This is a genomic window from Humibacter sp. (genome assembly GCF_035547335.1).
In the GTDB taxonomy this organism is placed as follows: domain Bacteria; phylum Actinomycetota; class Actinomycetes; order Actinomycetales; family Microbacteriaceae; genus Humibacter.
In genome coordinates this window covers 47,767-71,460 of the sequence record NZ_DASZVF010000009.1, presented here as the reverse complement: position 1 = coordinate 71,460, position 23,694 = coordinate 47,767, and the positions used below count along the sequence as shown (strand labels likewise).

General features: G+C 67.1%; 22 protein-coding genes. 12 read left to right on the top strand and 10 right to left on the bottom strand.

Annotated elements, in window-relative coordinates:
- Positions 1-6: 6 nt before the first annotated feature.
- From VHB92_RS02310 to VHB92_RS02290, 5 genes are all read right to left on the bottom strand, one after another.
- The gene (locus VHB92_RS02310; RefSeq protein WP_325450968.1) at positions 7-1,326 is read right to left on the bottom strand and encodes a PLP-dependent aminotransferase family protein; all 1,320 of its coding nucleotides are present in this window, start codon (positions 1,324-1,326) and stop codon (positions 7-9) included.
- 329 nt (positions 1,327-1,655) lie between these two features.
- Positions 1,656-1,982 carry a thioredoxin gene (gene trxA, locus VHB92_RS02305; protein ID WP_325450966.1) on the bottom strand — a complete coding sequence of 109 codons (327 nt, stop codon included), beginning with the start codon at positions 1,980-1,982 and terminating at the stop codon, positions 1,656-1,658.
- Between the two features lie 105 nt (positions 1,983-2,087).
- Complete coding sequence (trxB, locus tag VHB92_RS02300) at positions 2,088-3,044, bottom strand: thioredoxin-disulfide reductase (RefSeq protein ID WP_325450964.1); 957 nt, start codon at positions 3,042-3,044, stop codon at positions 2,088-2,090.
- A gap of 252 nt (positions 3,045-3,296) precedes the next feature.
- Positions 3,297-4,907 carry a murein biosynthesis integral membrane protein MurJ gene (murJ, locus tag VHB92_RS02295; protein WP_325450962.1) on the bottom strand — a complete coding sequence of 537 codons (1,611 nt, stop codon included), beginning with the start codon at positions 4,905-4,907 and terminating at the stop codon, positions 3,297-3,299.
- Positions 4,900-7,302 (bottom strand): DUF6049 family protein, encoded by a 2,403-nt coding sequence (locus tag VHB92_RS02290; RefSeq protein WP_325450960.1) that lies wholly within the window; start codon positions 7,300-7,302, stop codon positions 4,900-4,902. The genes murJ and VHB92_RS02290 overlap by 8 nt, the downstream gene beginning before the upstream one ends.
- A 230-nt stretch (positions 7,303-7,532) precedes the next feature.
- Between VHB92_RS02290 and VHB92_RS02285 the strand changes: the two genes are divergently transcribed.
- Positions 7,533-8,957, top strand: coding sequence for a CCA tRNA nucleotidyltransferase (locus VHB92_RS02285; protein WP_325450958.1), 1,425 nt, complete (start codon positions 7,533-7,535; stop codon positions 8,955-8,957).
- A gap of 151 nt (positions 8,958-9,108) precedes the next feature.
- On the opposite strand, the gene VHB92_RS02280 is transcribed toward VHB92_RS02285, so the two are convergent.
- Together VHB92_RS02280 and VHB92_RS02275 are read right to left on the bottom strand one after the other, a co-directional pair.
- Complete coding sequence (locus VHB92_RS02280; protein ID WP_325450956.1) at positions 9,109-9,846, bottom strand: PIG-L family deacetylase; 738 nt, start codon at positions 9,844-9,846, stop codon at positions 9,109-9,111.
- Positions 9,843-11,057, bottom strand: a complete 1,215-nt coding sequence (locus VHB92_RS02275) for a glycosyltransferase (protein ID WP_325450954.1) — start codon at positions 11,055-11,057, stop codon at positions 9,843-9,845. Before VHB92_RS02275 ends, VHB92_RS02280 begins: the two co-directional genes overlap by 4 nt.
- 249 nt (positions 11,058-11,306) lie before the next feature.
- Here VHB92_RS02275 and rpsF point away from each other — a divergent pair, with 249 nt between their 5' ends.
- The 5 genes from rpsF to dnaB all read left to right on the top strand — a co-directional run bounded on the left by rpsF (position 11,307) and on the right by dnaB (position 15,040).
- Positions 11,307-11,669: a 30S ribosomal protein S6 gene (gene rpsF, locus VHB92_RS02270; RefSeq protein ID WP_325450952.1), complete on the top strand. Its 363-nt coding sequence runs from the start codon at positions 11,307-11,309 to the stop codon at positions 11,667-11,669.
- 4 nt (positions 11,670-11,673) lie between these two features.
- Positions 11,674-12,165, top strand: coding sequence for a single-stranded DNA-binding protein (locus VHB92_RS02265; protein ID WP_325450950.1), 492 nt, complete (start codon positions 11,674-11,676; stop codon positions 12,163-12,165).
- Between the two features lie 71 nt (positions 12,166-12,236).
- A complete protein-coding gene (gene rpsR, locus VHB92_RS02260; RefSeq protein ID WP_325450948.1) occupies positions 12,237-12,500 on the top strand; it encodes a 30S ribosomal protein S18 in 264 nt (87 codons plus the stop codon).
- Between the two features lie 9 nt (positions 12,501-12,509).
- Positions 12,510-12,962: a 50S ribosomal protein L9 gene (rplI, locus tag VHB92_RS02255; RefSeq protein ID WP_325450946.1), complete on the top strand. Its 453-nt coding sequence runs from the start codon at positions 12,510-12,512 to the stop codon at positions 12,960-12,962.
- A gap of 704 nt (positions 12,963-13,666) precedes the next feature.
- The gene (dnaB, locus tag VHB92_RS02250; protein WP_325450944.1) at positions 13,667-15,040 is read left to right on the top strand and encodes a replicative DNA helicase; all 1,374 of its coding nucleotides are present in this window, start codon (positions 13,667-13,669) and stop codon (positions 15,038-15,040) included.
- Between the two features lie 252 nt (positions 15,041-15,292).
- On the opposite strand, the gene VHB92_RS02245 is transcribed toward dnaB, so the two are convergent.
- Complete coding sequence (locus VHB92_RS02245; protein WP_325450942.1) at positions 15,293-16,153, bottom strand: HAD-IIB family hydrolase; 861 nt, start codon at positions 16,151-16,153, stop codon at positions 15,293-15,295.
- 179 nt (positions 16,154-16,332) lie between these two features.
- Here VHB92_RS02245 and VHB92_RS02240 point away from each other — a divergent pair, with 179 nt between their 5' ends.
- Both VHB92_RS02240 and VHB92_RS02235 read left to right on the top strand, forming a co-directional pair.
- Positions 16,333-17,925: a HEPN domain-containing protein gene (locus tag VHB92_RS02240; protein ID WP_325450940.1), complete on the top strand. Its 1,593-nt coding sequence runs from the start codon at positions 16,333-16,335 to the stop codon at positions 17,923-17,925.
- Between the two features lie 50 nt (positions 17,926-17,975).
- Positions 17,976-18,182 (top strand): hypothetical protein, encoded by a 207-nt coding sequence (locus VHB92_RS02235; RefSeq protein ID WP_325450938.1) that lies wholly within the window; start codon positions 17,976-17,978, stop codon positions 18,180-18,182.
- Positions 18,183-18,224: 42 nt separating this feature from the next.
- Here VHB92_RS02235 and VHB92_RS02230 read toward each other — a convergent pair whose 3' ends face one another.
- Together VHB92_RS02230 and VHB92_RS02225 are read right to left on the bottom strand one after the other, a co-directional pair.
- Positions 18,225-18,857 (bottom strand): aldo/keto reductase, encoded by a 633-nt coding sequence (locus VHB92_RS02230; RefSeq protein WP_325450936.1) that lies wholly within the window; start codon positions 18,855-18,857, stop codon positions 18,225-18,227.
- Positions 18,854-19,912, bottom strand: coding sequence for a Gfo/Idh/MocA family oxidoreductase (locus tag VHB92_RS02225; protein WP_325451293.1), 1,059 nt, complete (start codon positions 19,910-19,912; stop codon positions 18,854-18,856). Before VHB92_RS02225 ends, VHB92_RS02230 begins: the two co-directional genes overlap by 4 nt.
- A 263-nt stretch (positions 19,913-20,175) precedes the next feature.
- Here VHB92_RS02225 and VHB92_RS02220 point away from each other — a divergent pair, with 263 nt between their 5' ends.
- The 4 genes from VHB92_RS02220 to VHB92_RS02205 all read left to right on the top strand — a co-directional run bounded on the left by VHB92_RS02220 (position 20,176) and on the right by VHB92_RS02205 (position 23,667).
- On the top strand, positions 20,176-21,024 hold the full coding sequence (locus tag VHB92_RS02220; protein WP_325450934.1) for an aldolase: 849 nt from the start codon (positions 20,176-20,178) through the stop codon (positions 21,022-21,024).
- Positions 21,021-21,830, top strand: a complete 810-nt coding sequence (locus VHB92_RS02215; protein WP_325450932.1) for a DeoR/GlpR family DNA-binding transcription regulator — start codon at positions 21,021-21,023, stop codon at positions 21,828-21,830. The genes VHB92_RS02220 and VHB92_RS02215 overlap by 4 nt, the downstream gene beginning before the upstream one ends.
- Positions 21,831-21,944: 114 nt before the next feature.
- Positions 21,945-22,889 carry a sugar phosphate isomerase/epimerase family protein gene (locus tag VHB92_RS02210; RefSeq protein ID WP_325450931.1) on the top strand — a complete coding sequence of 315 codons (945 nt, stop codon included), beginning with the start codon at positions 21,945-21,947 and terminating at the stop codon, positions 22,887-22,889.
- Between the two features lie 43 nt (positions 22,890-22,932).
- Positions 22,933-23,667, top strand: coding sequence for an orotidine 5'-phosphate decarboxylase / HUMPS family protein (locus tag VHB92_RS02205; protein ID WP_325450930.1), 735 nt, complete (start codon positions 22,933-22,935; stop codon positions 23,665-23,667).
- Positions 23,668-23,694 lie beyond the last annotated feature (27 nt).

Below are 23,694 nucleotides of genomic sequence, written 5' to 3'. Positions count from 1 at the left end.
TGGGAGCTAGCGGAGGTCGGAGGGCGGGAACGTCTCTGCGCTCACGCGCTGAGCTCGCAGTCTGCCTGTTCCGGCGAACGTGTTGAGCAGGTCGAGTTCGCCGTTGATCACATTGGCCAGTCTGCGCACTCCGACGCGGATCGACTCCGGCGTCGGATAGCAGAACGACAGGCGGATGTTCTGGGCGCCGTCCCCATTCGCATAGAACGCGGTGCCCGGTGTGTACGCCACCAGCTCGGTGACGGCGCGCGGCAGCATGGCCTTGGAGTCCAAGGACTCAGGCAGGGTGAGCCAGACATAGAACCCGCCGTTCGGATTCGTCCAGCTCAACTCGGGCAGATGCTCCTCGAGCGCGGAGATCATCGTCTCCTTGCGTTCGCGGTAGACGCCGCGGAAGGTGTCGATCTGCCCACGCCAGTCCGCCTCGCCCAGGTACTGCGAGACGACGAGCTGGGTGAACGAGCTCGGGCTGAGCACGGCCGCCTCGTTGGCCAGGATCAGCTTCTCGCGGATCGCGTGCGGAGCCAGTGCCCAGCCGACCCGGAGACCCGGGGCCAGCGTCTTCGAGAACGTGCCGAGGTAGACCACGCCCTCTTCGTCCACCGAGCGCATCGCCGCCGGCGGCTTCTGTCCGAAATAGAGCAGCCCGTACGGGTTGTCCTCGAGCACGAGGATGCCGTTCTCCCGGCAGATCTCCAGGATCTCCAGCCGGCGCTCCCACGTGAGGGTGACGCCCGCGGGGTTGTGGAAGCTCGGGATCGTGTACAGGAACTTGATGCGGCGCCCGACAGCGCGAGCGTTCGCGATGTGCTCGCGCAGGGCATCCGGGATCAGGCCGTATTCGTCCATCGGAACGTGATCGACGTCAGCCTGATACGACTTGAAGATCACGAGGGCGGTCACGTAACTGGGGCCCTCGGCAAGCACGAGGTCGCCGGGGTCGAGGAAGAGCTTGGCGAACAGCTCGAGCGCGTGCTGCGAACCCGTCGTGACAATCACATCGTCGGCGCTGGCACTGATGCCCTCGAGCGCCATCACGTCGGTGATCTGCTCCCGCAGCAAGGGGACGCCCTGCCCGGAACCGTACTGCAGCGCAACGGGGCCCTGCTCGCGCATGACCCTGTCCATGGCGCCGACGACCAGATCCTCAGGAAGTGCGGAGACGTATGGCATGCCGCCGGCGAGCGAGACCACCTCGGGCCGCGATGCGACGGCGAACAAAGCTCGAACCTCGCTCGCGGCCAGGCCGGCCGTGCGCTGCGCATACAGCGAGAACCAAGGGTCGAGATTGTTGCCCGCGCTGCGCAGGCTGCCGTTGTCGATCACGTGTCATTCCGTTCTGAGCGTGGATTCCATGCTAGGGGATGCGTTGCTATGGGCTTGCGAGCCGCCCTGCGTCCGAGCGGCGGATGCTTCGGCTGAGGCACCTGGGCCAATCCCGAACCGCGGGCGGTGTCCGTGAGAGCGGTACCTCGGCGGATCGCCCGGTGGAGTGGTTGGGTCGCGCGGGAGGGGTCGTTTGGCTAAGCAGGTCGCGGGGTGAGGCAGGTTGCCCGGTGAGTCACCGTGCCGCGTGGTGGATCGGTGCGGTGCGGGAACGAAAAAGCGCCCGCCCGGTGCATACCGGGCGGGCGCTGATACGAGCTGCCGACCCTCTACGAGATGAAGGCGGCCAGGTCGGCTTCGAGGGCAGGCTTCGGCTTCGCGCCGATGACGGTCTTCACGACCTCGCCGCCCTTGTAGACCTTCAGCGCCGGGATCGAGGTGATCTGGTACTTGAAGGCGGTCTGCGGGTTCTCGTCCACGTTCAGCTTGACGATCTCGATCTTGTCGCCGTGCTCAGCGGCGATCTGGTCGAGGATCGGGGCGACCGCGCGACACGGACCGCACCACTCGGCCCAGAAGTCGACGAGGATCGTCTTCTCGGAGTCGAGCACATCCTGCTGGAACGTGGCGTCGGTGACGGACTTTGCGGTGGACATTGTTCTCCTTCTTTCAGGTCGGTTTCGGTCGCCGGTCGCGACCGGGATCCTTCGGTTCGGCTCGCGCGCCGGCGGCGCATCCATCGCCTGGCCCGCGGCCGAAGATCAGTTGGCCAGTGTGAGCGCCTCACGTTCGGTCTGCTCGAGTGCCGCGAGGTAGTGCTCGGCATCCAGGGCGGCGACGGTTCCGCTGGCCGCAGCGGTCACGGCCTGGCGGTAGGTCGGGTCGACGACGTCACCCGCGGCGAACACGCCCGGCAGGTTGGTCTTCGAGCTGCGCCCCTCCACCGCGATGGTTCCGGCGGCGGTGAGGTCGAGCTGCCCGTGCACGAGATGCGTGCGCGGGTCGTTGCCGATCGCCACGAACAGCCCATCCAGCGCGAGGTCGCGCTGCTCGCCCGTGACGGTGTCGCGAAGAGTGACGCCGTTGACGGCGCCTTCACCGTTGATCGAGACGACCTCGCTGTTCCAGACGAACTCGATCTTGTCGTTCTCGAACGCGCGGTTCTGCATGATCTTGGATGCCCGCAGCTGGTCGCGACGGTGGATCAGGTACACCTTCGACGCGAACCGGGTGAGGAAGGTCGCCTCCTCCACCGCCGAGTCGCCGCCTCCGACGACGGCGATCGTCTTCTCCCTGAAGAAGAAGCCGTCGCACGTGGCGCACCAGGAGAGTCCGTGTCCGGAGAGGTGCTCCTCCTCCGGCAGGCCCAGCTTGCGGTACGCGGAACCCGTGGCGAAGATGACGGACTTCGTCTCGAACGTCTCGCCACTGCCGACGCGGACCTTTTTGACCTCGCCGTCGAGCTCGAGCGAGACGACATCGTCATACAGCACCTCGGCTCCGAAGCGTTCGGCTTGCACCTGCAACTTGGCCATCAGGTCGGGGCCCAGGATGCCGTCGGGGAAGCCCGGGAAGTTCTCCACCTCGGTCGTGTTCATCAGTTCGCCGCCGGCCTCGACGGAACTGGCAATCACGAGGGGCTCCAGGTTGGCGCGCGCCGCGTAGATGGCCGCCGTGTAACCGGCAGGGCCGGAACCGATGATGATGATCTGCCGCACGTTACTCCTCGTTTCACGAACGCCCTCTGGTCGTCGTGCGACGGTGCCTGGGCGTCTGGCGGGTAGACGCTCTCGCGTACCACTCACCCGCTGTGCTGTGCAACACAGTGTAGGCGGATGCTATTCCGCGACGCTGGGCCACGGCGGCTTCCCCTGAGATCCCGCTGTGTGGCGACGGCGTGGGTCGGCTGTGCGCTGTCACCGAGTCGAAGGACAGGTCAGCGCGAAGGCGCGCCGGGTCCGAGCGGCGGGTCAGCGCAACGACCGGCGGGGAAGGCGGTCGCGCACCAGAGCCCACGCCGTCGCGAACTCCTCGGTGCGCAGCATCCGCAGCACCCCTGCGTACACCGCGAGCATGACCACGCCGACCGCTGCGATCGCGACCACAGCAGGAAGGATGCCGGCGACGGCGAATCCGCGGGTGTACGCGCCGAGCAGCGCGAGCACGATGAGACCCGCTACGCCCGCCACGAGGGCGGATGCCAGGAATCGCCAGAGGCCGCGCACGATGCGTCGCCCGTCGACCCCGCGCATCCGTCTGCGCAGGAGCACCGCGGCGATCACGGCCTGCACGGTACCGGCGGACGAGACCGCGAACGCGATGGACATCGCGCGGAACTCCGGTGCGACGAGCAGGCAGAGCAGCACGCCGGCGATCACGACGACGACCTGGGCGAGCGTGAACAGGAACGGGGTGCGCGTGTCACCGAGGGAATAGAACGCTCGCTGGATGACGAACAGGATGCAGAACGGCACGAGTCCGGCCGCGTACCCGATGAGCACGTTCCCCATCTGCGTGTAGTCCTGGGTGAAGACGCGGGCGATCGGGTAGGCCGCGACGATGAGTGCGATGGAAAAGAAGCTGATCAGGGCTGCAATCGAGCGAGTTGCGGTGGAGAAGTCGGTGCGGAACGACGCGGCGTCGCCCTCCCGGGCGTGCTCGGCCATCCGGGTATAGAACGCCGTCACGATCGACACCGCGATGATCGAGTGCGGAAGCATGAAAATGAGCCACGACTGGGTCATCGCGGCCACCGACGCGAAGTGGCTCGTGTCGCCGACGGTGTTGGCCACGTTCGTCTCGATGACCGCGGCGAGCTGGGTGAGCAGCAGCATGGCGAACGTCCAGCCGGCCGCCTTGCCTGCTGAACCGAGATCCACACCGCGCCACTGGAAGTCGAAGCGGAACTTCAGTCCCACGCGACGCCAGAAGAAGAACAGCACGAGAGCCTGCACAGCGATCCCGAGCGTCGCTCCGCCGCCGAGCACCGCGATCATGCCCGGCGTCCAGCTGGAGACGTGAGCTCGCGGATGGTGCGCCTCGGCGCCGAACATCAGGATGAAGACGATCAGCGTCGCGATGCTGACCACGTTGTTGAACACGGGCGCCCACGTGAAGGGGCCGAACGACTTGCGCGCGTTCAACACCTCGCCGAGCAGCGTGTAGAGGCCGAGGAAGAAGATCTGCGGCAGCGACCAGTAGGCGAATGCGGTGACGAGTCCGGCGTAGGCGCCGTGCGCACCGAAGAGCTGCGCGAGGAACGGTGCGAGAAGCGTCGCCAGGAGCGCGACCGCGGCGAAGATCAGGATCCCCAGCGTGACGAGCTTGTTGATATAGGCCTTGCCACCGTCGGCGTGCACGGATGCCCGAACGATCTGCGGAACGAGCACGGCGCTGAGGATGCCCTGCGCGATGATCGCGTAGATGCTATTCGGCACCTGCGTGGCGGTGCTGTACGCGTTCGCGCCGATCGCGATGACGCCGATCGCCTGGATCAGCACCCACGAGCGCACGAACCCGAGCACGCGGGAGACCATGGTGCCAGAAGCGAGCATGGCGCTCGCACGGCCGACGCTAGCCATGCGTGCTCCCCTCCGGGCCGCCGGCATCCGCGGTCCTCTCCGCCTTGTCGGCGCCTTCCGTCTTCTCCGCAGGCTCCGTTTGCTCCGGCGGATCCGGCTGCTCCGTTTGCTCGGGCTCCTCGGTTTGTCCGGACTGCTCGGTTTGCTCGGCCTGCTGGGTTTGTCCAGCCGGTTCGGCTTCTTCGGCGCGCGCGCCAGATGGACTTGGAGCGGACTGGTCATCCGGCGACTCATCGTCGTCGCCCGGTGCACCTGCCTCGCCCGCTGCTGGGTCCGTGCCGTCGCGGCGGGCGCGGATGCGGCGCAGGATGCTGCGCGTCAGCCCGAATCCGAAGAAGAGCACGACCGCGATGCCGAGGATCAGCGCCCCCAGGCCCTCCCAGTCGGCATGGACCTCGATGGACGCGGTCTGCGGCGCGCCGATGCCCAGCCCGGTCGGAGAGTAGAGCTGGAGCCCGAGCCGCACGCTGCCGTTGCCGAGCTTGGCCTTGACGGGAACCAGCACCTTGGCGCTCGCCTTGGCGGGAATGGTCTTGGCGGTGTCGGAGTCGACCTCGAGCCGCCCGTTGGACGGGGTTGCGCGGAGCACGATGTTGACGGGCAGGTCGAATCCGTTGGTGACGGTCACGGGGATCAGGCTCTGGGCGCTTGCTACCGTGATCTTGCCCGTCGGGTCGATCTGCACCGAATTCACGGTGCTGGTCGCCTGATTGTGGAACCCGGCGACGGCGGCCGGCCAGTTGTTGTCCGACTGGCGCCACGCGACGGCGAGCAGGGAGAGCAGCTGATTGCGGGTGCGGCCGGTCAGCACCGTGGGGTCGGCGAGCACCGTGGCGAAGGCATCCATGCGGCCTGCGTCGTTGGTGAGCTCGTGCACGGCGTTCGTTCGCGCGGCATCCTGCGTCGCGTCGTCGACCTTGAGACCGTCGGAGATGGGCGCCGTAAGCGCGTCCCGGATGGACGACGCGGTGACCCATGGCAATGCGAACACCGAGTTGAGGGCCTTGCTCGCCTCGTTCGCATTGGCCGGCCAGTCGCGGTCGAGCCCTGCCAGGATGATCGTGCCCGCCGGCCCCTGCGTGCTGATCTCCGCAAGCTGGGCGGAGACGGATGCCAGTGCCGCGTTCTCCTCATCCGTTCCGGTCGCCGAGATGACAGCTCGCATTGCGTCGCTGACTCCCGTGTCGGTGACCAGGGCCGTGCCGCCCTTGACCGGCAGCGGCGCGTTCGGGGTGACCGCGAGCGAGGACTGATTGGTGTTCGATCCGGACACGATCGTCGAGGGATAGCCGTTGCTCACCAGCGACTCGAGGTCGCTCGAGCGCAGGCTGTCATCCGCAGGCCACGCGATGCCGCTGAACGTATACGGCCAGGAGAGCAGCTGCGCCGTGGTGGGCACGTTGGGCTGGGGTGTCGGCGTGGGCGTCGGCGTGACGAAGGGGTTGGTGGTGGCCGTCGGAGTCGGCTCCGGCGTCTCGCCCACCGCGAGCTGGGCCGGGAAGTTCCTCGGGTTGACGGCGTAGCCGAACGACGTCGGGGTCAGGAGCGACGTCAGCCCGGACTGGAGCTGGGTGGCGACATCCGCGTCGCCGTACTGCAGGGGGAACGAGTCGTTGCTGAGCAGGTCGAGCTCGGTGAGCCAGTTCTGCGCGCTCTGCGGTGCAGAGGTGCCCAGCACGCGGATCGACGCGATGATCATCGGATCGATGGCGATCGCGATCGACGGGTGGTCCCTGGCGAGGTCCAGCTGTCTCGTGAGGAGGCCGTCGGGTGCGGTGTACGTTGCGAGGTCGTCGGCGGCGATGAGGCCGTTGGATGTCGGCGGCACCGTGATCGGCATGGCGACGGCCAGCCCCACCTGGTGCTGATCGCCTGTTCCCTCGTACGTGAGGCTGGAGTAGCCCTTGCCGACCGTGCCGCTCGCATCCGTCACGGTCGCCGTGAGTCCGTAGACGGCGGTGTCGCCCGTGATGGCGACGGTCTGCTCCGGGATGGTGACGGTGGCGACCCGCTCGTTCGTGCCTGCTGTGACCCCCTGTGTCGGCACGGTCGCGATGACGCGCGTCGCCGGGTCGTCTCCGCCCGGCTTGAGCCAGGCATCCAGGGACTGCCGGCTGTCCAGCGGCTTCTGGGTGATCGCGATGGTCGCCGTGCCGGGTGAGATGAACTTCGACGACGCGTTGCCGATGCTGATCGTGACCGTCACCGACTCCCCGGCGGATTCGGTTCCGGCGTTCCCGGCGTACAACGACACGGTCGGGGTATCGCCGCTCGCGGCGGTCTGCGCCCGGGCCGGCAGCGGGGAGGCGGCGAGGCCGCTCGTGGCGACGACAGCAGCAGCCGCCGCGAGAAGCGCGCCACGACCGAGTCCCCGTAGCCTGCGTCTCAACTGCATGCGGCGGCGCAGGGGTCGACGGGGAGCATGTCGGCAATTGTACGGGGCACCAGGGCGCGATCCCGGGGGCGGTGCGGCAGGTTCGGAGCGGCCTCGGCGCAGGCTCACAAGCATCCGTTATGTGGTCGCGGCGGCGGAGCTGCGATCTCGCGACGCCCCGGCGATCGTGCTGCGCGCCCTGGCCGGCCCGCTGAGCGGCCGCGATGGCCACCGGTAGACTGTCGAGCACTATGCAGAGCGTCGCCGAGTCCCTCGCGCGCCTGCGCGAAACCGCCGAGTCGCCCGTCGTTTCGCGCCTCGCTCGGGCCTTCGCCGATGCCGGGCACGAGCTGGCGCTCGTCGGAGGACCGGTGCGCGACGCCCTGCTCGGCCGGGACGTGCACGACCTGGATCTCACGACGGACGCGCGACCGGAACGCACCATCGAGATCGTGAAGCCTCTGGCGGATGCGTGGTGGGACATCGGCCGCCAGTTCGGCACCGTCGGCGCCCGGTTCGGTGACGAGACGGTGGAGATCACGACGTATCGCACCGACAGCTACGACGGGGCCAGCCGCAAGCCCGATGTGGTGTTCGGCGACGCGCTCGAGGGCGACCTCGTGCGACGCGACTTCACCGTCAATGCGTTGGCGCTTCGCCTCCCGGAGATCGTGCTCGTGGATCCGTCGAACGGCGTCGAGGACCTTCTCGCGAAGGTTCTGCGTACCCCGATCACGCCGGAGGTCTCATTCGGGGATGACCCGCTGCGCATGCTGCGAGCGGCGCGGTTCGCATCGCAGCTCGGTTTCACGGTCAGTGACGACACCGTGGCGGCGATGCGCGAGATGGCGGATCGCATCGAGATCGTCAGCGCCGAACGCGTGCGCGACGAGCTGGTGAAGCTCCTCACGAGCGACGATCCTCGGCCGGGCCTGGAGCTTCTGGTGGAGACGGGGCTGGCCGAACGCATCCTGCCCGAGCTCCCGGCGCTCCGTCTGGAGATCGACGAGCATCATCACCACAAGGACGTCTACCGCCACACGCTGACGGTGGTCGACCAGGCGATCGGATACGAGAAGGAGCGGCATCCGGGCGACGCACCCGACCTCGTGCTGCGCCTGGCGGCCCTGTTGCACGACATCGGCAAGCCGGCGACCCGACGGCTCGAGCCCGCCGGCGCGGTGAGCTTCCACCACCACGATGTCGTCGGCGCCAAACTCGCCCGCAAGCGGCTGCGCGCACTGCGCTTCGACAACGAGACGGTGGATGCCGTCGGTCGCCTGATCGAGCTGCACCTGCGCTTCTTCGGATACGCCGACGGCGCGTGGACCGACTCGGCAGTGCGTCGCTACGTGCGGGATGCCGGCGACCAGCTCGAGCGACTGCACGAGCTCACGCGTGCGGATGTCACCACTCGCAACCGCCGCAAGGCCGACCTGCTGGGCTTCGCGTACGACGATCTCGAGCAGCGCATCAAGGAGCTCAAGGAGCAGGAGGAGCTCGAGGCCGTTCGCCCCGATCTGGACGGGAAGGATGTCATGCGCATCCTCGACCTGAAGCCCGGCCCCGACGTCGGCCGGGCGATGAAGTTCCTGCTGGAGCTGCGTCTCGACGAGGGCCCGCTCGGCGCGGAAGAGGCCGAGCGGCGCCTTCGGCAGTGGTGGACGGAGCAGTAGCGGGCCGCGAAGTGGGAGAAGGCGGCGGTGCGTCCGGCCGGTGCCTGCGCGAAAATCGGAGCTGGCGGACGACACGCTGTCCGTTGCGGCCGACACGCCGGTGGGGTGAGCGGATCTCCGATTTCCGGCACGCAGGTTTGAGGATCGGCACTCAGTCCACGAGGCGCACGCCGAAGACGGTGCGGATCGGCTCGCGCTGGCCGCCGGAGTGCACGACGTGCGAGCCGTCGACGGTGAGCTGCGTGGCATGCGCGCGGAGCGCATCCGTGATCGCGGGCAGCCGGTCGGACGCGTCGACGACGAAGGCTCGATCGGCATCCGCCGGCACGAGCTCGGCGAACGGGACTCCGGCCGAGCGGCTCGCGCTCAGGGCAGCGCTGCGGATGCTCCGGTGATCCGGATGCCCGTACCCGCCCAGATCGTCGTAGCTCACCACCAGGTCGGGCCGAAGGTGTTCGACGAGCGCGAGCACGTCGGCCTTGACCTCGGATTCCGGCGCTCGCGTGAGTGCCTCGGCGGGCGCGTCGTCGACCGCACCCGCGAGGGTCGGGGTGACCCAGCGCATCCCGGAGTCGCTGTACCGGCGCGACGCCGCACCCGCATGCCTGGCGGGCGGCTCGCCGAGGAAGAAGGCATCCGGGATGCCGAGCGAGCCCACCGCACGACGCCACTCCCCCTCACGGATGCGCGTGAGCGCCGCGGCGTCGTCGCCCACGTCCGCCCGCAGCGCAGGGACGACCTCCCCGCGCTCGCCCCGTGTCGCGGTCAGCAGCTCGACGCGGACGCCACGATCGGCGAGCCAGAGGATCAGCCCTCCTGAGGAGAGCGTCTCGTCGTCGGGATGCGCGTGCACGAAGAGCACGGAGCGCGCACCGTCGAAGGGGTTCACGCGCAGGGCCGCCAGGATTCGGACGCCGCCTGGTCGATCACGTCGCGGTACACCTGCACCGTCTCCTGGGCGGTGCGGTCCCAGGAACGCTGCCGCGCGAAGCGTCGGCCCGCGGCCGACAGCGAGCCCCACAGGTCGTCGTCGCAGAGCAGCGTGGTGAGGCGAGCGGCCCACGCAGCCGGATCCCGCGAGGGAAGGAGCATCGCCGCCCGCCCGCTCACGGCTTCCACCAGCCCTCCAGACGCGGACGCGAGCACGGGCACGCCGCTCGCCTCCGCCTCCAGCGCGACGAGTCCGTACGTCTCCGAGTGCGACGGCACGAGCACCGCAGAGGCGTGCGCGAACACGTCGGCCAGACGTTCGCGCGAGAGCGGCCCGGTGAAGTGCACCCGATCGGCGATGTCCAGCTGCTCGGCAAGAGCGTGCAACTCGGCGACGTGCCACGCGTATCCGTCGGTGGGGCCGCCGGCGATGACGAGGTACGGCCGCACATCGGCCGGCACTGCCGCGACCGTGCGGATGGCGAGGTCGATGCCCTTCAGCGGCTCCAGTCTGGCGGCGGTCACCACGTAGGGACGCGGATCCGTGCAGCGGGATGCCGGGCGGAACAGGCCGCAGTCGACGCCGGGGAGCACGACGCGCACCCGGCTCTGCTCGGCACCCAGGCGGTCGAGGATGGTGCGTTCCTCGGCGTGGCTCACGGCGACGATGGCGTCCGAGCAGCGGGCGAGGTACTCCTCGCCCGCGAGCCGGCCGGCGGACTCCGGCCGCTCCCCCTCGCTCAGCGCTGTCGAGGGATGCGCCGCGATGCTGTGGAAGCTCTGCACGTGCGGAACGCGACGCGCCCGCGCGAACGGAAGGCCGGCCATCCCTGCCAGCCAGTGGTGCGAGTGCACGATGTCGACGTCGCAGACGGCATCCAGTCCAGCGCGGAACGCAGCGACGAACGCCTCCTGCTCGGCCTTGGGACGCAGCGTCGCAGGCCCGGCGTCGACGAGACGCAGCACCACACCCGAGGGGCGCGTGCTGACGGCGGGCAGGTCGGGCGTGAACCGCCTGGTGATCACCTCGACGTGGTGTCCTTCGGATGCCATGCGCTCGGCCGTGGCGCGCACCAGCACGTTCATGCCGCCCACGTCGCCCGAACCGGGTGCGGAGAACGGTGAGGTGTGCAGCGCCACCACCGCGATGCTCAAAGGTCGACAGGACATGCGACCAGCCTAGGTTTCGCGACCTGGCGAATCGGCGGGTTGACCTCTGGCGCGCACCTCTCGCCCTGCCAGCGGTCGGACCAGGCGAGGGTCGCTCGACGCCGCGATTCGCGGCCCACCGCGGCATCCGGTATCCTTGAGCAGTTGTCTGCCCGCCGGGCACCCGCACGCGCGAGCAGACCGCGATGCACATACCCTCCTGCTGCAGAGATACTGCAGCCGTTTTAGTCCAGAGGAGGTGGGTTAGTCATGCATCAGTACGAGTTGATGGTCATCCTCGATCCGGAGATCGATGAGCGCACCGTTGCTCCCAGCCTTGACAAATTCCTCAACGTCATCCGCACGGATGGTGGAACGATCGACAAGGTCGACATCTGGGGCAAGCGCCGCCTGGCGTACGAGATCAACAAGAAGGCCGAGGGCATCTACGCCGTCGTCGACTTCACCGCGAACTCGGAGTCCACTCAGGAGCTCGACCGCCAGCTGAACCTCTCCGAGGCCGTCATGCGCACCAAGGTGCTGCGTGCCGAGGAAGCCATCGCTCAGGTCGCCGCCGCTGCCAAGCGCGCCGACGAGAAGGCGGCCCGCAAGGCCGACAAGGCGAGCGCTTAGTCCGATGGCAGGCGAGACCATCATCACCGTGGTGGGCAACCTCACCGCCGACCCGGAGCTGCGCTACACGCAGAACGGGTTGGCCGTTGCCAACTTCACCATCGCATCCACTCCCCGCACGTTCGATCGCGCGGCCAACGAGTGGAAGGATGGCGAGGCTCTGTTCCTGCGCGCGAGCGTGTGGCGTGATTTCGCCGAGCACGTGGCGGGATCACTGACCAAGGGCTCGCGGGTCATCGCAACCGGTCGGCTCAAGCAGCGCTCGTACGAGACGAAGGAAGGCGAACGCCGCACTTCGATCGAGCTCGAGATCGATGAGATCGGGCCGTCGCTGCGCTACGCCACCGCCTCCGTCACGCGTGCGCAGTCGTCGTCGGGAGGCCGCATCGGCGGCGCACCGAGCGACGACCAGTGGGCGCCGTCGACGCCGGCATCCGACTCGAGCGCCGACGTGTGGAACGCGCCGGGCAGCTACAGCGACGAGACGCCCTTCTAGGCGTCCGCGCTCTCACCAACACCGTCGCGGATGCCTGAAGGCAGGCATCCGCATCATCCGAAGGAAAGACCATGGCTGGAAAGTCGAGCGGCGACCGCCGCAAGCCGATCCGCAAGGGCAAGGACGGAAAGAACGCCGCCCCGGCGAAGACCGTCCACGTTGGCGTCATCGACTACAAGGATGTCGCCACCTTGCGCAAGTTCATCTCGGAGCGCGGCAAGATCCGCGCCCGCCGTATCACCGGTGTCTCCGTGCAGGAGCAGCGCCTCATCGCGAAGGCCGTGAAGAACGCCCGCGAGATGGCACTCCTGCCCTACGCAGGCTCTGGCCGTTAGGAGTCACCCATGTCGAAACTGATTCTGACGCACGAGGTCTCCGGCCTCGGTTCGGCCGGTGACATCGTCGAGGTCAAGGGCGGATACGCCCGCAACTACCTCATTCCTCAGGGCTTCGCCATCGCGTGGAGCCGTGGCGGCGAGAAGCAGGTCGAGCAGATCCGGTCGGCACGTGCCGCCCGCGAGCACGCGACCATCGAAGAGGCGCAGGACCTGCGCGCGAAGCTGCAGGCCACGAAGGTCAGGCTGACCGTCAAGGCCGGCGCCGAGGGTCGGCTGTTCGGTTCGGTGAAGCCGGCCGACATCGCGGCGGCTGTGGAGGCCGCGGGCATCGGCTCCGTCGACAAGCGCAAGATCGAGCTCTCTGCCCCGATCAAGTCGGTCGGCGAGCACGAGGCCACTGTGAAGCTGCGCGACGACATCAACGCCACGATCACCCTGCAGGTGGTCGCGGCGAAGTAACGTCGTCCGAACGCGAAGAGCGGGTCGCACCATCTTGGTGCGACCCGCTCTTTTCGTGCGCGCTGTAACGTCCGCGTCCACTCTGGGCACGCTCGTGCGGCTCTCTTGCGGGCGACAGGAGAGGTGCCACTCGACGTATGAAGCACTGCGGCGCATGCCCACGTGCACATACAGCTTCGACGCCTCACCCCGGGTGGCCCCCGCTTGCGGGACTCGCCCGCCGGACCCGTTCTGCGCTAGCGCTCAGCGGAGTTTTCCGCAACGTTTGTCCACATGCCGGGAGTGTCGTCGAGGACGCAAGTCACAGGCATCCAACTACTTTTCACACCCAGGCCCGGGATAACTTCTTCCCTGATCAGTGGCAGTTTCGCTCCAAAACTTCGTGGGTTATCCCCAGATCTTCCCACACCTTCTGCACACGGCTCGCGGCGTTTCGCCCAGACTCTCCACACAGTTATCCACAGGGCAAGTTGTGACCGGCATGAGGGCTCCCTAGGGTTGGTGAGCGTCGCACCGCGAAGCCGGAAGATCACCCGAATCGCGGTCTCTGTCGGGGGTTCCTGAGACCGTGTAAGCGCATCCGCACGACGGCTCACGCTCGTCGTGGACGACGACAACTGCCGCGCGCCACGGGGTCCGCGCGACGGCGTGAAAAAGAGCACATGCGGTCGGTGGGTCCGACCCGAGGGGAAGAGGAGGTCTGCGTGTCGATCGCACACTTGGGTCTGGCGGACAGCCGCACCGCACCCGAAGGTCGATCGGCGGAGCGGGTTCCTCCTCACGATCTGCTCGCCGAGCAGAGCGCGCTGGGAGGCATGCTTCTCAGCAAGGATGCCGTCGCCGATGTCGTCGAGACCGTGCGCGGCGGCGACTTCTATATTCCCAAGCACGAGGTCATCTTCGAGGCCATCCTCTCGCTCTACTCGCGAGGTGAGCCGACCGACGTGATCGCGGTCACCGACGAGCTCAGCAAGACCGGCGATCTCAGCCGCGCGGGTGGACCCGAATACCTGCACACGCTCACCAGCCTCGTGCCGACGGCCGCGAACGCCGGGTACTACGGCGAGATCGTCGCCGAGCGGGCGCTCCTGCGGCGTCTGGTGGAGGCCGGAACCCGCATCACCCAGATGGGATACTCCGGCGAGGGCGAGGTGCTCGACCTCGTCAACGAGGCGCAGGCCGAGATCTACTCGGTGACCGGTTCCACCGACAGCGAGGACTACATCCCGCTGACGGATGCCGTCACCGCCGCCATCGACGAGATCGAGGCCGCCAAGCACAAAGACGGCACCATGACCGGCGTGCCCACGGGTTTCGCCGACCTCGACGATCTCACCAACGGCCTGCATCCCGGTCAGATGGTCATCGTTGCGGCGCGCCCGGCGCTCGGAAAGTCCACGCTCGCTCTGGACTTCGCGCGAGCGGCAGCCATCAAGCACGACCTGCCCACCATCTTCTTCTCCCTGGAGATGGGCCGCAGCGAGATCGCCATGCGTCTGCTGTCGGCAGAGGCGTCGGTTCCGCTGCAGAACATGCGCAAGGGTACGGTCGACCAGCGGGACTGGACGACCATCGCCGCCACCCGCGGCCGCATCAACGACGCCCCGCTGTACATCGACGACAGCCCCAACATGACGCTCGTGGAGATCCGCGCGAAGTGCAGGCGGCTGAAGCAGCGAGTGGGTCTGAAGATGGTCGTCATCGACTACCTGCAGCTGATGACGAGCGGCAAGCGCGTCGAGAGCCGCCAGCAGGAGGTGAGCGAGTTCTCGCGGGCTCTCAAGCTTCTCGCCAAGGAGCTGCAGGTTCCGGTTGTTGCGCTCTCCCAGCTGAACCGTGGTCCCGAGCAGCGAGCCGACAAGCTGCCGGCCCTCGCCGACCTCCGTGAGTCCGGCTCGATCGAGCAGGACGCCGACGTCGTGATCCTGCTGCACCGCGAGAGCGCGTACGAGAAGGACAACCCGCGGGCCGGTGAGGCGGACCTCATCGTGGCGAAGCACCGCAACGGACCGACCCGCACCGTGACCGTGGCGTTCCAGGGGCACTTCTCGCGGTTCGCCGACATGGCGGCGATGTAGGTCGGTGATGTGGCGGCGCATGGTTCCAAGTTGAAATGTCGGATTCCACGACAAGTGTCGGTGAAATGTCGGATTCCAAGACAAATGTCGTGAGATGTCGGAGTCGACACTTATCTCGGGATCCGAACTCCAGGCGTGTTGCAGTTGAGGTACCCGTGCGGGCATTTTCACCGGGCGGGTCTTACGTGCATCATGCTGCCGGCGAGGACGTGTGGCTACCGAGCGAGTCCTGCTGAGCGCAAGCGGACCCCGTTACGTTCGTGAGCTTGTCTGGCGATCCGCGGTGATCCAGCGGGCAACGGCGTCCTCGTCGTTGCTGTTGATCACCCGTGTGGCCGCGTCCCGTACAGCGGGGACCGCGTTGGAGACTGCGTATGACTCGTCAGCGATGGCGAACATGGGCAGGTCGTTGTGGTTGTCGCCGAAGACGACGAGACGATCGGCGTCGAGCGTTGACGCGAGACGCTGAATCGCCTTCGCTTTCGTTCCGTCTTCGTGATGGAACTCGAGCCAGTCCAGGCCAGGGGTGCCGGGGTCGACGCTGAGAAAGTGTGCCGCGCTGCCGAGTTCGGGAATCAGAGCGGTGCGCAGCCCGGTCAACTCTGGATTCTGGGCGAGGATCGAGATGTAGAACACCGATGCCGCGTCGAGCGGATCGTCCGCCGTCGCTGGTCGCAGGCGCGGGTCGTTGGAGCGGGAGGCCAGGAATGTTTGCACGCCGAGGGTCATCCGTTCCGGGCGCCAACGGATCCAATCTCGGCCGTCCTCGAAGGTGTGCATGATGGGCTCGGCTGTCGCGTGCGCGTCGCAGAGCCGGAGCGTCGCCTGCACGGTCGTCGCGCCTAGGAGTCGAAGGTCCGCCGGCTGGCCGGTGTCCGGATCTGCGGTGATCGTTCCGCCGTACGTGAGCAACGGCAGCCTCAGGCGCAGAGCTTTGGTCGCTCTTCTGGAACTCAGAAACGATCTTGCCGTTGCGTAGGTGAACAGTGCGCCGCCATCGATCGCGGCATTCAACAACCGCGCCGACGCGGCGCTGAGCGAGCCATCTGACCTCAGCAGGGTCCGGTCCAGATCGGACACGTACAACGTGCGCGGCCCTGCACTTGAAGTCATGGCCGCAGCCTCTCACGCACCTGAACCCCAGGTGCGCATAGGGGATCCCTGATTGCGGCATTGCGTTGACGAAGACGAGCGGCTCGAGTGCTGCCTTTCGGCGTACTAAGGAGGCGTGGCAGGCAGGCTGCGACCACGGAATCCGTCTAAATGTCGTCCCCGAGCGTCAAGATGAGCGGGTGACCGAATCTCCGTTGAACGAGGCCCGCGACTGGACCGGCGAATGGTGGCTTCCCGATGACCCGAACACGAAAGTACCCGGGGTGCTGTCGTTCTCGCCCGATGAGGGGCTCCGGCTTCGCCTGATTGGTGGCTGGGATTACCAAGTCACGCATCCCGGCGAAAATGGGTCAACGATTGTCACGGACGAGTTGAAACAGTGGCAGATGGTTCTCGGCACGGGCGATGGAGAAGCGATGACACTACTTGGCGTTGGCGTTGTCACGGCGAGGTCGCACGGCTTCGGCGGGCTGTTCGGCCCTCCTGCCAAGCTAGAACTAAGGGCGGGTATCGGGCTTGTGGGCGTCTACATGGACGATCCCGATGAGGCGGCATTCGTGGCCGCCTCGGCTCATGTTGAAGATCTCACTGTGTGGTCTCGGCGTTCCGGTATTGAGGAGACGCACCACTGGGGTTCGGATCCTGACTCAGTGAGCGGCGAGATTCGTCTCAGCCGTCTCTCGCCGCTTTCGGTCGAAGCGGGGCCGCTGACTGTCAAGCTGAGCCATTACTCATGGCAGCCGTATTCGGAGCTGTCCCGCTCTCGCACGCTCACTCGCGTGCAGGAGAGTCAAGTGATCAGGTTCGAGAGGGAGGAGCCGCAGCCGCTCGAATACTGGACCGAGCTGCTGGACGGTATGGCCGACCTGATGTCTCTGTCGACCCTTCGGGCGTGCGGCATTGTCAGCATGCGCGTCTACTTTCCATCGAAGCCGGATGATTGGCCCGAGGGCCACCCAATGCAAGGTCATCCGCACAAGGTCGACATCTACAGAATCAGGGTGGTCAAGCCGAAGCCGAACGACAAAGCACTTGACCTGCGCAATTACGTCCTGACGCTCGACGACGTGCCGTTTGAGCAACTGCTCCCGCGTTGGCTCGAGATGCGCGATACCTTCGCGGCCGCCCGCAGCATGATCCTCGGACTGAGGTACGTGAGGACCGGATACATAGAAACGCGGGTGGTGACTGCGGTCGCTGCCGCGGAATCGATGCACCGTGCCCTGGAGCCTGCGCCTCCGATCCCGCCAGACGAGTTCAAGCGAATTCGCAAGACGATCCTCGAAGCCGTACCGCCCGAGCGGAAGACCTGGCTCGCGGACCGCCTCAATGAGCATTCGAACGTGCCAACACTAAAGGAGCGTCTACTTCAACTGGTGGAGCGAGTTGGAGTCGCCGGCCAACGCTTAGTGCACGACCCCGCCGTATGGGCGAAGGCGGCGAAGGATGCGCGCAACAATCTGGCACACGTCGGTACCGCTGAAAACGACCTCGAGCATCTGCACGCGGTCGCGGAGGTCACCGCGGGTGTTGTGGTCCTGAACCTGCTGCACGAGCTCGGCGTGCCGCAAGATCGCCTCCGTAAAGCCGTCGAGGAAAACCCAGTCCTCTCTCACGCCGCGAGGCTGGCACGCGAAGTGCTCTGCGACGATCACTCGATCACAATGCGGATCGCGATCCTCAATGCGACCGTAGTCGACGACAAGAGCCTGCCTCCCACCGAGACGCCGGCCGTTGACGAAGCTCGCGAGCCTCCCGCGCAGCGCTCGTAAGTGGATCGGCTTACGGGCGCGAGAGCTTGTTGCTCTCCCATAGTGTGCGTGTGCCAGGCCGCTATGACGATGAACTTTCCCAATTTCAGGAAATCAATCTGATCCAGGAATCGGATTCAGCGAAGCACCTGCTCGTGTACGGCACGCACGCGTTGCGCGCAGCGGCGTTTATCGAACCGGCGCGCGATCCGATCATGACGATGCTCTCTATCGGCGTCGAAGGTGCTGAAGCTCGGTCTCGGCCTCTCTTACGTTGAGGACAACCGTGTAGGGCTGCCGGCCCGAGTTCTCAAGAACGACTATCCGGCGGCCCCGGCGATTACCACATCGATGCCGCGACGTTGGCAGAGTGGGAGCAGCCGGTCAGCCGCACTGGGGTCCAACAGACTGTAGCGTTCGGCCAGGAGGAGCATCGCCGGATCAATGCGCTCGATCAGCGTGGTTGCCGTCGTCAGGCGCGTGACGCCGATGCCGATCCCGCCCACGATGCTCTCGTTTCGAAGCGACTGCATCGTGGGCCACGATTCGGCCACCGCCTGGTTGAGATGGTCGTCGGGATCGTGCAGCAGGATCACGTCGACGCGGTCTACCCCGAGTCGCCGCAGACTGGCGTCGAGGGAGCGACGGATGCCGTCGGCGCTGAAGTCGAAGATCGCCGCACCGTCCCGGATGATGCGTCCGACTTTGGTCGTGAGCAGATACTCGCCGCGGGGCCGGCCTCGCAGGAAGGCGCCGAGCATCCGCTCTGCACGGCCCTGGCCGTAGAACGGTGCCGTGTCGAACCAGCGAAGCCCCTCATCCCACGCGGTCGCGAGGGTGGCCATGCCTTCGGCCTCGCTGACGGGGGAGGCGGAAAGCTCGGCATCCGACCTTGGCCGGGCGATGCCCGCCGTCCCGAAACCTACCCTGGGGAACTCGCGGATCTCGCTCACGCTGGGCTCGTCCCGACGTGCGGTCGCGCACTCGAGCCACCAATCTGCGCCGCGACCTGGTCGAGGACCGCCGTGACCCGCAGGGTCGCCGCCATGGGGCTGAGCGGATGCTCGGTCAAACCCTGACGATAGGCATCCCGCACAGCGCGGAGCATCGGGGTCCAGTTACCGTCCCGCAAGGTGTCGATGCGACGTGTCGTTCCCGAGGAGTTGCGGACCGTGAACCCGTTAGCCGCCCAGAAGCCCTCGTCGAAGACGATAGCGCCCTCGCTGCCGCTCAGCACCGCGGCGGGGACCAACTGAGCCCGGATCGAGGTGGTCGAAACCGCCTGAGCTCCGTCACTGTAGCCAAGCAGTACGGCGGCCTCGGTGATCAGGCCGCGGTCGTCGCCTTCGTAGCCGGCCGTCGTTCCCCACGCCTGCACGCTGACAGGCTCCCCGAAGAACACGTCGGCGAGCGCTAGCGGGTAGACCGCTTGGTCGAACAGTGTGCCGCCGCCCTGTTGCGGGTCCCACAGCCAACGCGGCGGTTCGTAGGGAACTGGGCGGCCGAAGGCGGCCGTCAGCAGGCGCGGTTCACCGATCTCTCCGTCGGCGACCGCCTCCACGGCCGCCAGGATGTGCGGGTTGAACCGCATCCACATAGCCTCCATGAGGAAGCGGTGCTCCCGCGCCGCGGCTGCGACGATCGGCGCTGCTTCGGCAGCGCTCCGTGCGAAGGCCTTTTCGACGAGCGCGCCCATCCCTAGGTCGAGGGCGAGCATCGCTGCCGTCATGTGGTGGGCGGGTGTGGTCGCGACGTAGCAGAGGTCGGCGTCGACGTTGGCGGCCGCGAGGTCGTCGAGGCTGAATGCGGCGGGAATGCCCCACCGATTGGCGAAGTATTGCGCGTTTTCGATCGAGCGCCCCGCGACGGCGACGACCTCCACCCCGTCCACGAGTTGGAAGTCGGGCATGATGGCATCCGCCATTCGACCGGTCCCGATCACGACGAATTGGACGGGTCGTGGCGCGTCACGCGTCGGCGCGTCGGCGTTCGCTGACTCGCACGGCATGGGACCATGACTCATGGTAGATTATTCACATTTCACTCGACGCCTGTCAAACGAATTCAGGCCGCTCCAGTGACCCAGACGGTAGAGTGTCACCGTTTGTTGGGGGAATTGCAACATGATCACTAACTATGGCGACACCGGTATGCGCAGACGAGGATCGCCGCGCTGTCGGAGCCAGAGATCGGAGCACGTCGATGACCGAACCTGCTGAAGGAATGACGGCTCGACTTCGGGCGCTCTCTGACGAGACCGGTGGATTCGCCATGCTCGCGCTCGATCAGCGCGAGTCGTTGCGGGAGATGTTTCCCCCGCTGCCGGACGGATCACTCGTCGACGACGACACCCTTACGTCCTTCAAGCGCACGGCTGGGTCAATCCTGTGGCCGCTGGCCACTGGCATCTTGCTTGATCGCCCGCTCGCCATTCCGCAGGCCCGGCGGCCGGACTTTGTCCCCGAGAGCTGCGGGGTGATACTCGCGGCGGACGAGCTGCACAGCATCCATGGAGTTGGCGTCGTCAGCACCGGTCTCGACCCCATGGTGGACGAGGCGTTCATCCGAGCGACCGGAGCGGCGGCGATCAAGCTGCTCGTGATCTGGCGGCGGGAGCACGACACGGTGACACAGGATCTTGTGGCCCGATTCCTTGACCTGGCTGACCGAAGCGACGTTGCCAGCTTCGTTGAGGGCATCGTCCGGCCGCCCCTCGGCGAGGACTGGAGGGATTTGGAGGACCGGCACGCCGCGATCCTCGAGGCCGCCGAGGACATAGGTCGCGACGCCGACGTGTACAAGGCCGAGGTGCCGGGCTACAAGGTGGGCGACGTCAGCGGCGTTCGGGAGGCTTCCCGTGCTCTTACCCTCATCGTGGGGCATCCGTGGGTGGTGCTCTCGAACGGCGTGCACCAGCCCGACTTCGCTTCTGCCGTACACGAGGCCACCGCAGGCGGCGCCTCCGGGTTCCTCGCCGGCCGCGCCATCTGGGCCGACACGGTTGCGGAACCGGACCCGGCTCGCGCGATCTCCGAGCGCTCCGTCGCGCGCCTGCGTGAATTGTCGGCGATAGTGAAGAAATCGCGCATACGGGCAACAGGGGCTGGAGGATCGGCGTGAGCGTTCAGAAGTCGCGGGCCACGCGCACCTCGGGCTCGAACCGGCGCGAGTTGATCGCGGCGCTCGTCACCGAGCAGGGGTTCTGCACGGTCACCGAGCTCGCGCAGCGGTTAGAGGTCTCGGAGATGACTGTCCGGCGGGACGTCAGCCAGCTACTCGAGGCAGGGCGCATCCGCACCTTCCACGGTGGGGTCAGTGCGGTGTCGCCGATGGAGATCGTCGGCACGAACTACTCGGAACGGAACGACGCCTACGCCCGACAGAAGCGGGCCGTCGCCGAGCGAGCCGCCGCGGAGGTGCAGCCGGCCAGCGTGATCGCCATCGACGCCGGGACGACTATGGCACACGTTGCCCAGCTGCTGCGTTCAACAGACAGCAAGATGACCGCGATCACCGCCTCGCTCCCGGTCGTGACCGCCCTCGCACCGAATTCGCTTGTCGACCTGATCTGTCTCGGCGGCATCCTGCATCCCGAGTCGCTGTCCTTCGCCGGTCCGGTGACGCTGGCGGCCATCGCCAACCTGCACATCGACATGCTGTTCCTGGCCGCGAGCGGGATGGGTGAGCGGGGCGCGTTCTGCGGCAACGGCTTCGACGCGATCACCAAGCGCGCACTCATCGATGCGGCCGATCGGGTGGTGCTGGTCGCGGACTCCTCGAAGTTCTCGCGAACGGCGACCGTGCGCATCTGCGGCTGGGACGCGATCGACGAGCTCATCGTGGATGGCGGAGCGCAGCCCGACGACCTGGACCGAGTGCGGTCCGCCGGCGTCGAAGTGGTGATCGCCTCCTCGACCGACGACTGAGCGGGGGTGGCAGCCCGATCCCGTCCGCCGCCGGCTCTTCCCGCCCATACGGCTGTTATATTAATGACATCCGGTGTGACCAATTTCACGAATCGCGCGAAGGAGCGCATCCTCATGAGAATCGCTGCCTTCCCCAAGGGCTACCTGACCGAGATGATCGTGGATCGGACCCTGTCGGTGTTCGACTGGATCGAGCGCGCCGGCTCCCTCGGAGTCGACGGTCTCGAACTGCACTCCGGCTTCTTCTGGAGCGGCGGCAGTGAGGACGAGGTTAGCCGGATCGGCGATGCACTCGACGCCGCTAGCTTCGAGATGCCGATGCTCTGCGCCTCGCCCGACCTGACGCATCCCGACAGCGACCAGCGCGCGCGGGAGTTTGACGTTGAGGTCGAGATGATCCGGGTCGCCTCCACGCTCGGGGGGCCGGGCACCAGCTGTCGCCTCGTCAGCGGTCAGGCTCACCCCGGCGTCAGCATCGACCAGGGCCTGGAGTGGGTGCATGACGCGATCGAACGGCTCATCCCGATCGCCCGGGAGCTCGACGTCGTGCTCGCGATCGAGAACCACTACAAGGCGAGTACCTGGCAGTACCCGGAGTTCGCCCAGCGCAAGGAGGTCTTCCTGCGCCTGCTCGACGGCATCGCCGAGCGCGCCCACTTCGGCGTGCAGTTCGACCCGTCGAACGCGATCGTCGCCGGTGAGGACTCCGCCGACTTCCTCGAGGCCGTGATCGACCGCGTCGTCACGATGCAGGCGTCTGACCGGTTCCTCGCCTCCGGCACCACCCTCGACGACCTACGTCAGGCCGACGGCACCATCGGCTATTCGCCCGCCCTGATGCACGGCGTGATCGGCCGCGGCCTCAACGACTACGACCGCATCTTCGCCACCCTCGTCGGCGCCGGATACGACGGCTGGATCAGCATCGAGGACGGCGTCAACGGCATGGACGAGATGCGGCAGTCGGCCGAGTTCCTCCGTGACGCGCGCGAGCGCTGGTTCGGGGGCTCGACAGCCGTCCGGGTGCGCAGCCGCGAGCTCGCGCTGCTCGCCGAGTAGGACCGTCAGCATCCGTCCGGTTCCGGGCGGGAGGAAGAAGAGGATGAGCACCACGATCCGCGGGATAACCCGCGACACATACGACCACGGGATCGTGCAGATCTCGCTCGATCTGACGTCCATCGAGGACGCACTGCGGATGGCGGCGATCGCCGTCGAGGCGGGCGCCGACTGGCTCGAAGTGGGCACGCCCCTCGTGCTCGCAGAGGGCACCAAGGCGGTCCACGCCCTCCGGCGGGAGTATCCCGACCATCCCCTCGTCGCCGACTTGAAGGTGATGGACGGCGGCTACGGCGAGGCGAAGATGTACGGCGACGCGGGCGCCGACGCCGTCGTGGTGATGGGCAGGGCGCATGACGCGACCATCGAGCGCGTCGCCATCGCCGCCGAGGAGACCGGGCTGCTCGTGATGGGCGACGACATGGGCGCCGCCGATCACGCCGCCGAGGCGCGCCGGCTCGAGGACCTCGGGGTCGGCATGGTCATCCACCACATCGGTCACGACCACCGCTCGCTGAACCGTGCGCTGAAGCTCTCGCCCCTGACCGATCTGCCGGCCGTGGTCGCGGCGACCACCGTGCCGGTGCAGGCCGTCGGCGGTCTGAGCATCGAGCAGGCGGTCGGCTGCCCGGCGCTCGGAGCCGGGATCGTCGTCTTCGGTGCGCCTCTGGCGATCGACGACGAGAACACCTTCACCATCCCCGAGGGCGACCTGCTCGGGGTGCTGATCGACGCAGTCGGCCGCGTGCACGCGGCACCGGTCGCCCACCCGGCCTGATCGCACAGAACTGGAGAAACGAAGAAT

Bases quoted from the DNA above. Each gene is read 5' to 3' on its own strand.
- murJ (WP_325450962.1), bottom strand. From the start codon at position 4,907: ATGGCTAGCGTCGGCCGTGCGAGCGCCATGCTCGCTTCTGGCACCATG.
- trxA (WP_325450966.1), bottom strand. From the start codon at position 1,982: ATGTCCACCGCAAAGTCCGTCACCGACGCCACGTTCCAGCAGGATGTG.
- VHB92_RS02265 (WP_325450950.1), top strand. From the start codon at position 11,674: ATGGCAGGCGAGACCATCATCACCGTGGTGGGCAACCTCACCGCCGAC.
- VHB92_RS02275 (WP_325450954.1), bottom strand. From the start codon at position 11,057: ATGTCCTGTCGACCTTTGAGCATCGCGGTGGTGGCGCTGCACACCTCA.
- VHB92_RS02285 (WP_325450958.1), top strand. From the start codon at position 7,533: ATGCAGAGCGTCGCCGAGTCCCTCGCGCGCCTGCGCGAAACCGCCGAG.
- VHB92_RS02210 (WP_325450931.1), top strand. From the start codon at position 21,945: ATGAGAATCGCTGCCTTCCCCAAGGGCTACCTGACCGAGATGATCGTG.
- VHB92_RS02225 (WP_325451293.1), bottom strand. From the start codon at position 19,912: ATGCCGTGCGAGTCAGCGAACGCCGACGCGCCGACGCGTGACGCGCCA.
- rpsF (WP_325450952.1), top strand. From the start codon at position 11,307: ATGCATCAGTACGAGTTGATGGTCATCCTCGATCCGGAGATCGATGAG.
- VHB92_RS02220 (WP_325450934.1), top strand. From the start codon at position 20,176: ATGCTCGCGCTCGATCAGCGCGAGTCGTTGCGGGAGATGTTTCCCCCG.
- VHB92_RS02205 (WP_325450930.1), top strand. From the start codon at position 22,933: ATGAGCACCACGATCCGCGGGATAACCCGCGACACATACGACCACGGG.
- VHB92_RS02290 (WP_325450960.1), bottom strand. From the start codon at position 7,302: ATGCAGTTGAGACGCAGGCTACGGGGACTCGGTCGTGGCGCGCTTCTC.
- rplI (WP_325450946.1), top strand. From the start codon at position 12,510: ATGTCGAAACTGATTCTGACGCACGAGGTCTCCGGCCTCGGTTCGGCC.
- VHB92_RS02245 (WP_325450942.1), bottom strand. From the start codon at position 16,153: ATGACTTCAAGTGCAGGGCCGCGCACGTTGTACGTGTCCGATCTGGAC.
- rpsR (WP_325450948.1), top strand. From the start codon at position 12,237: ATGGCTGGAAAGTCGAGCGGCGACCGCCGCAAGCCGATCCGCAAGGGC.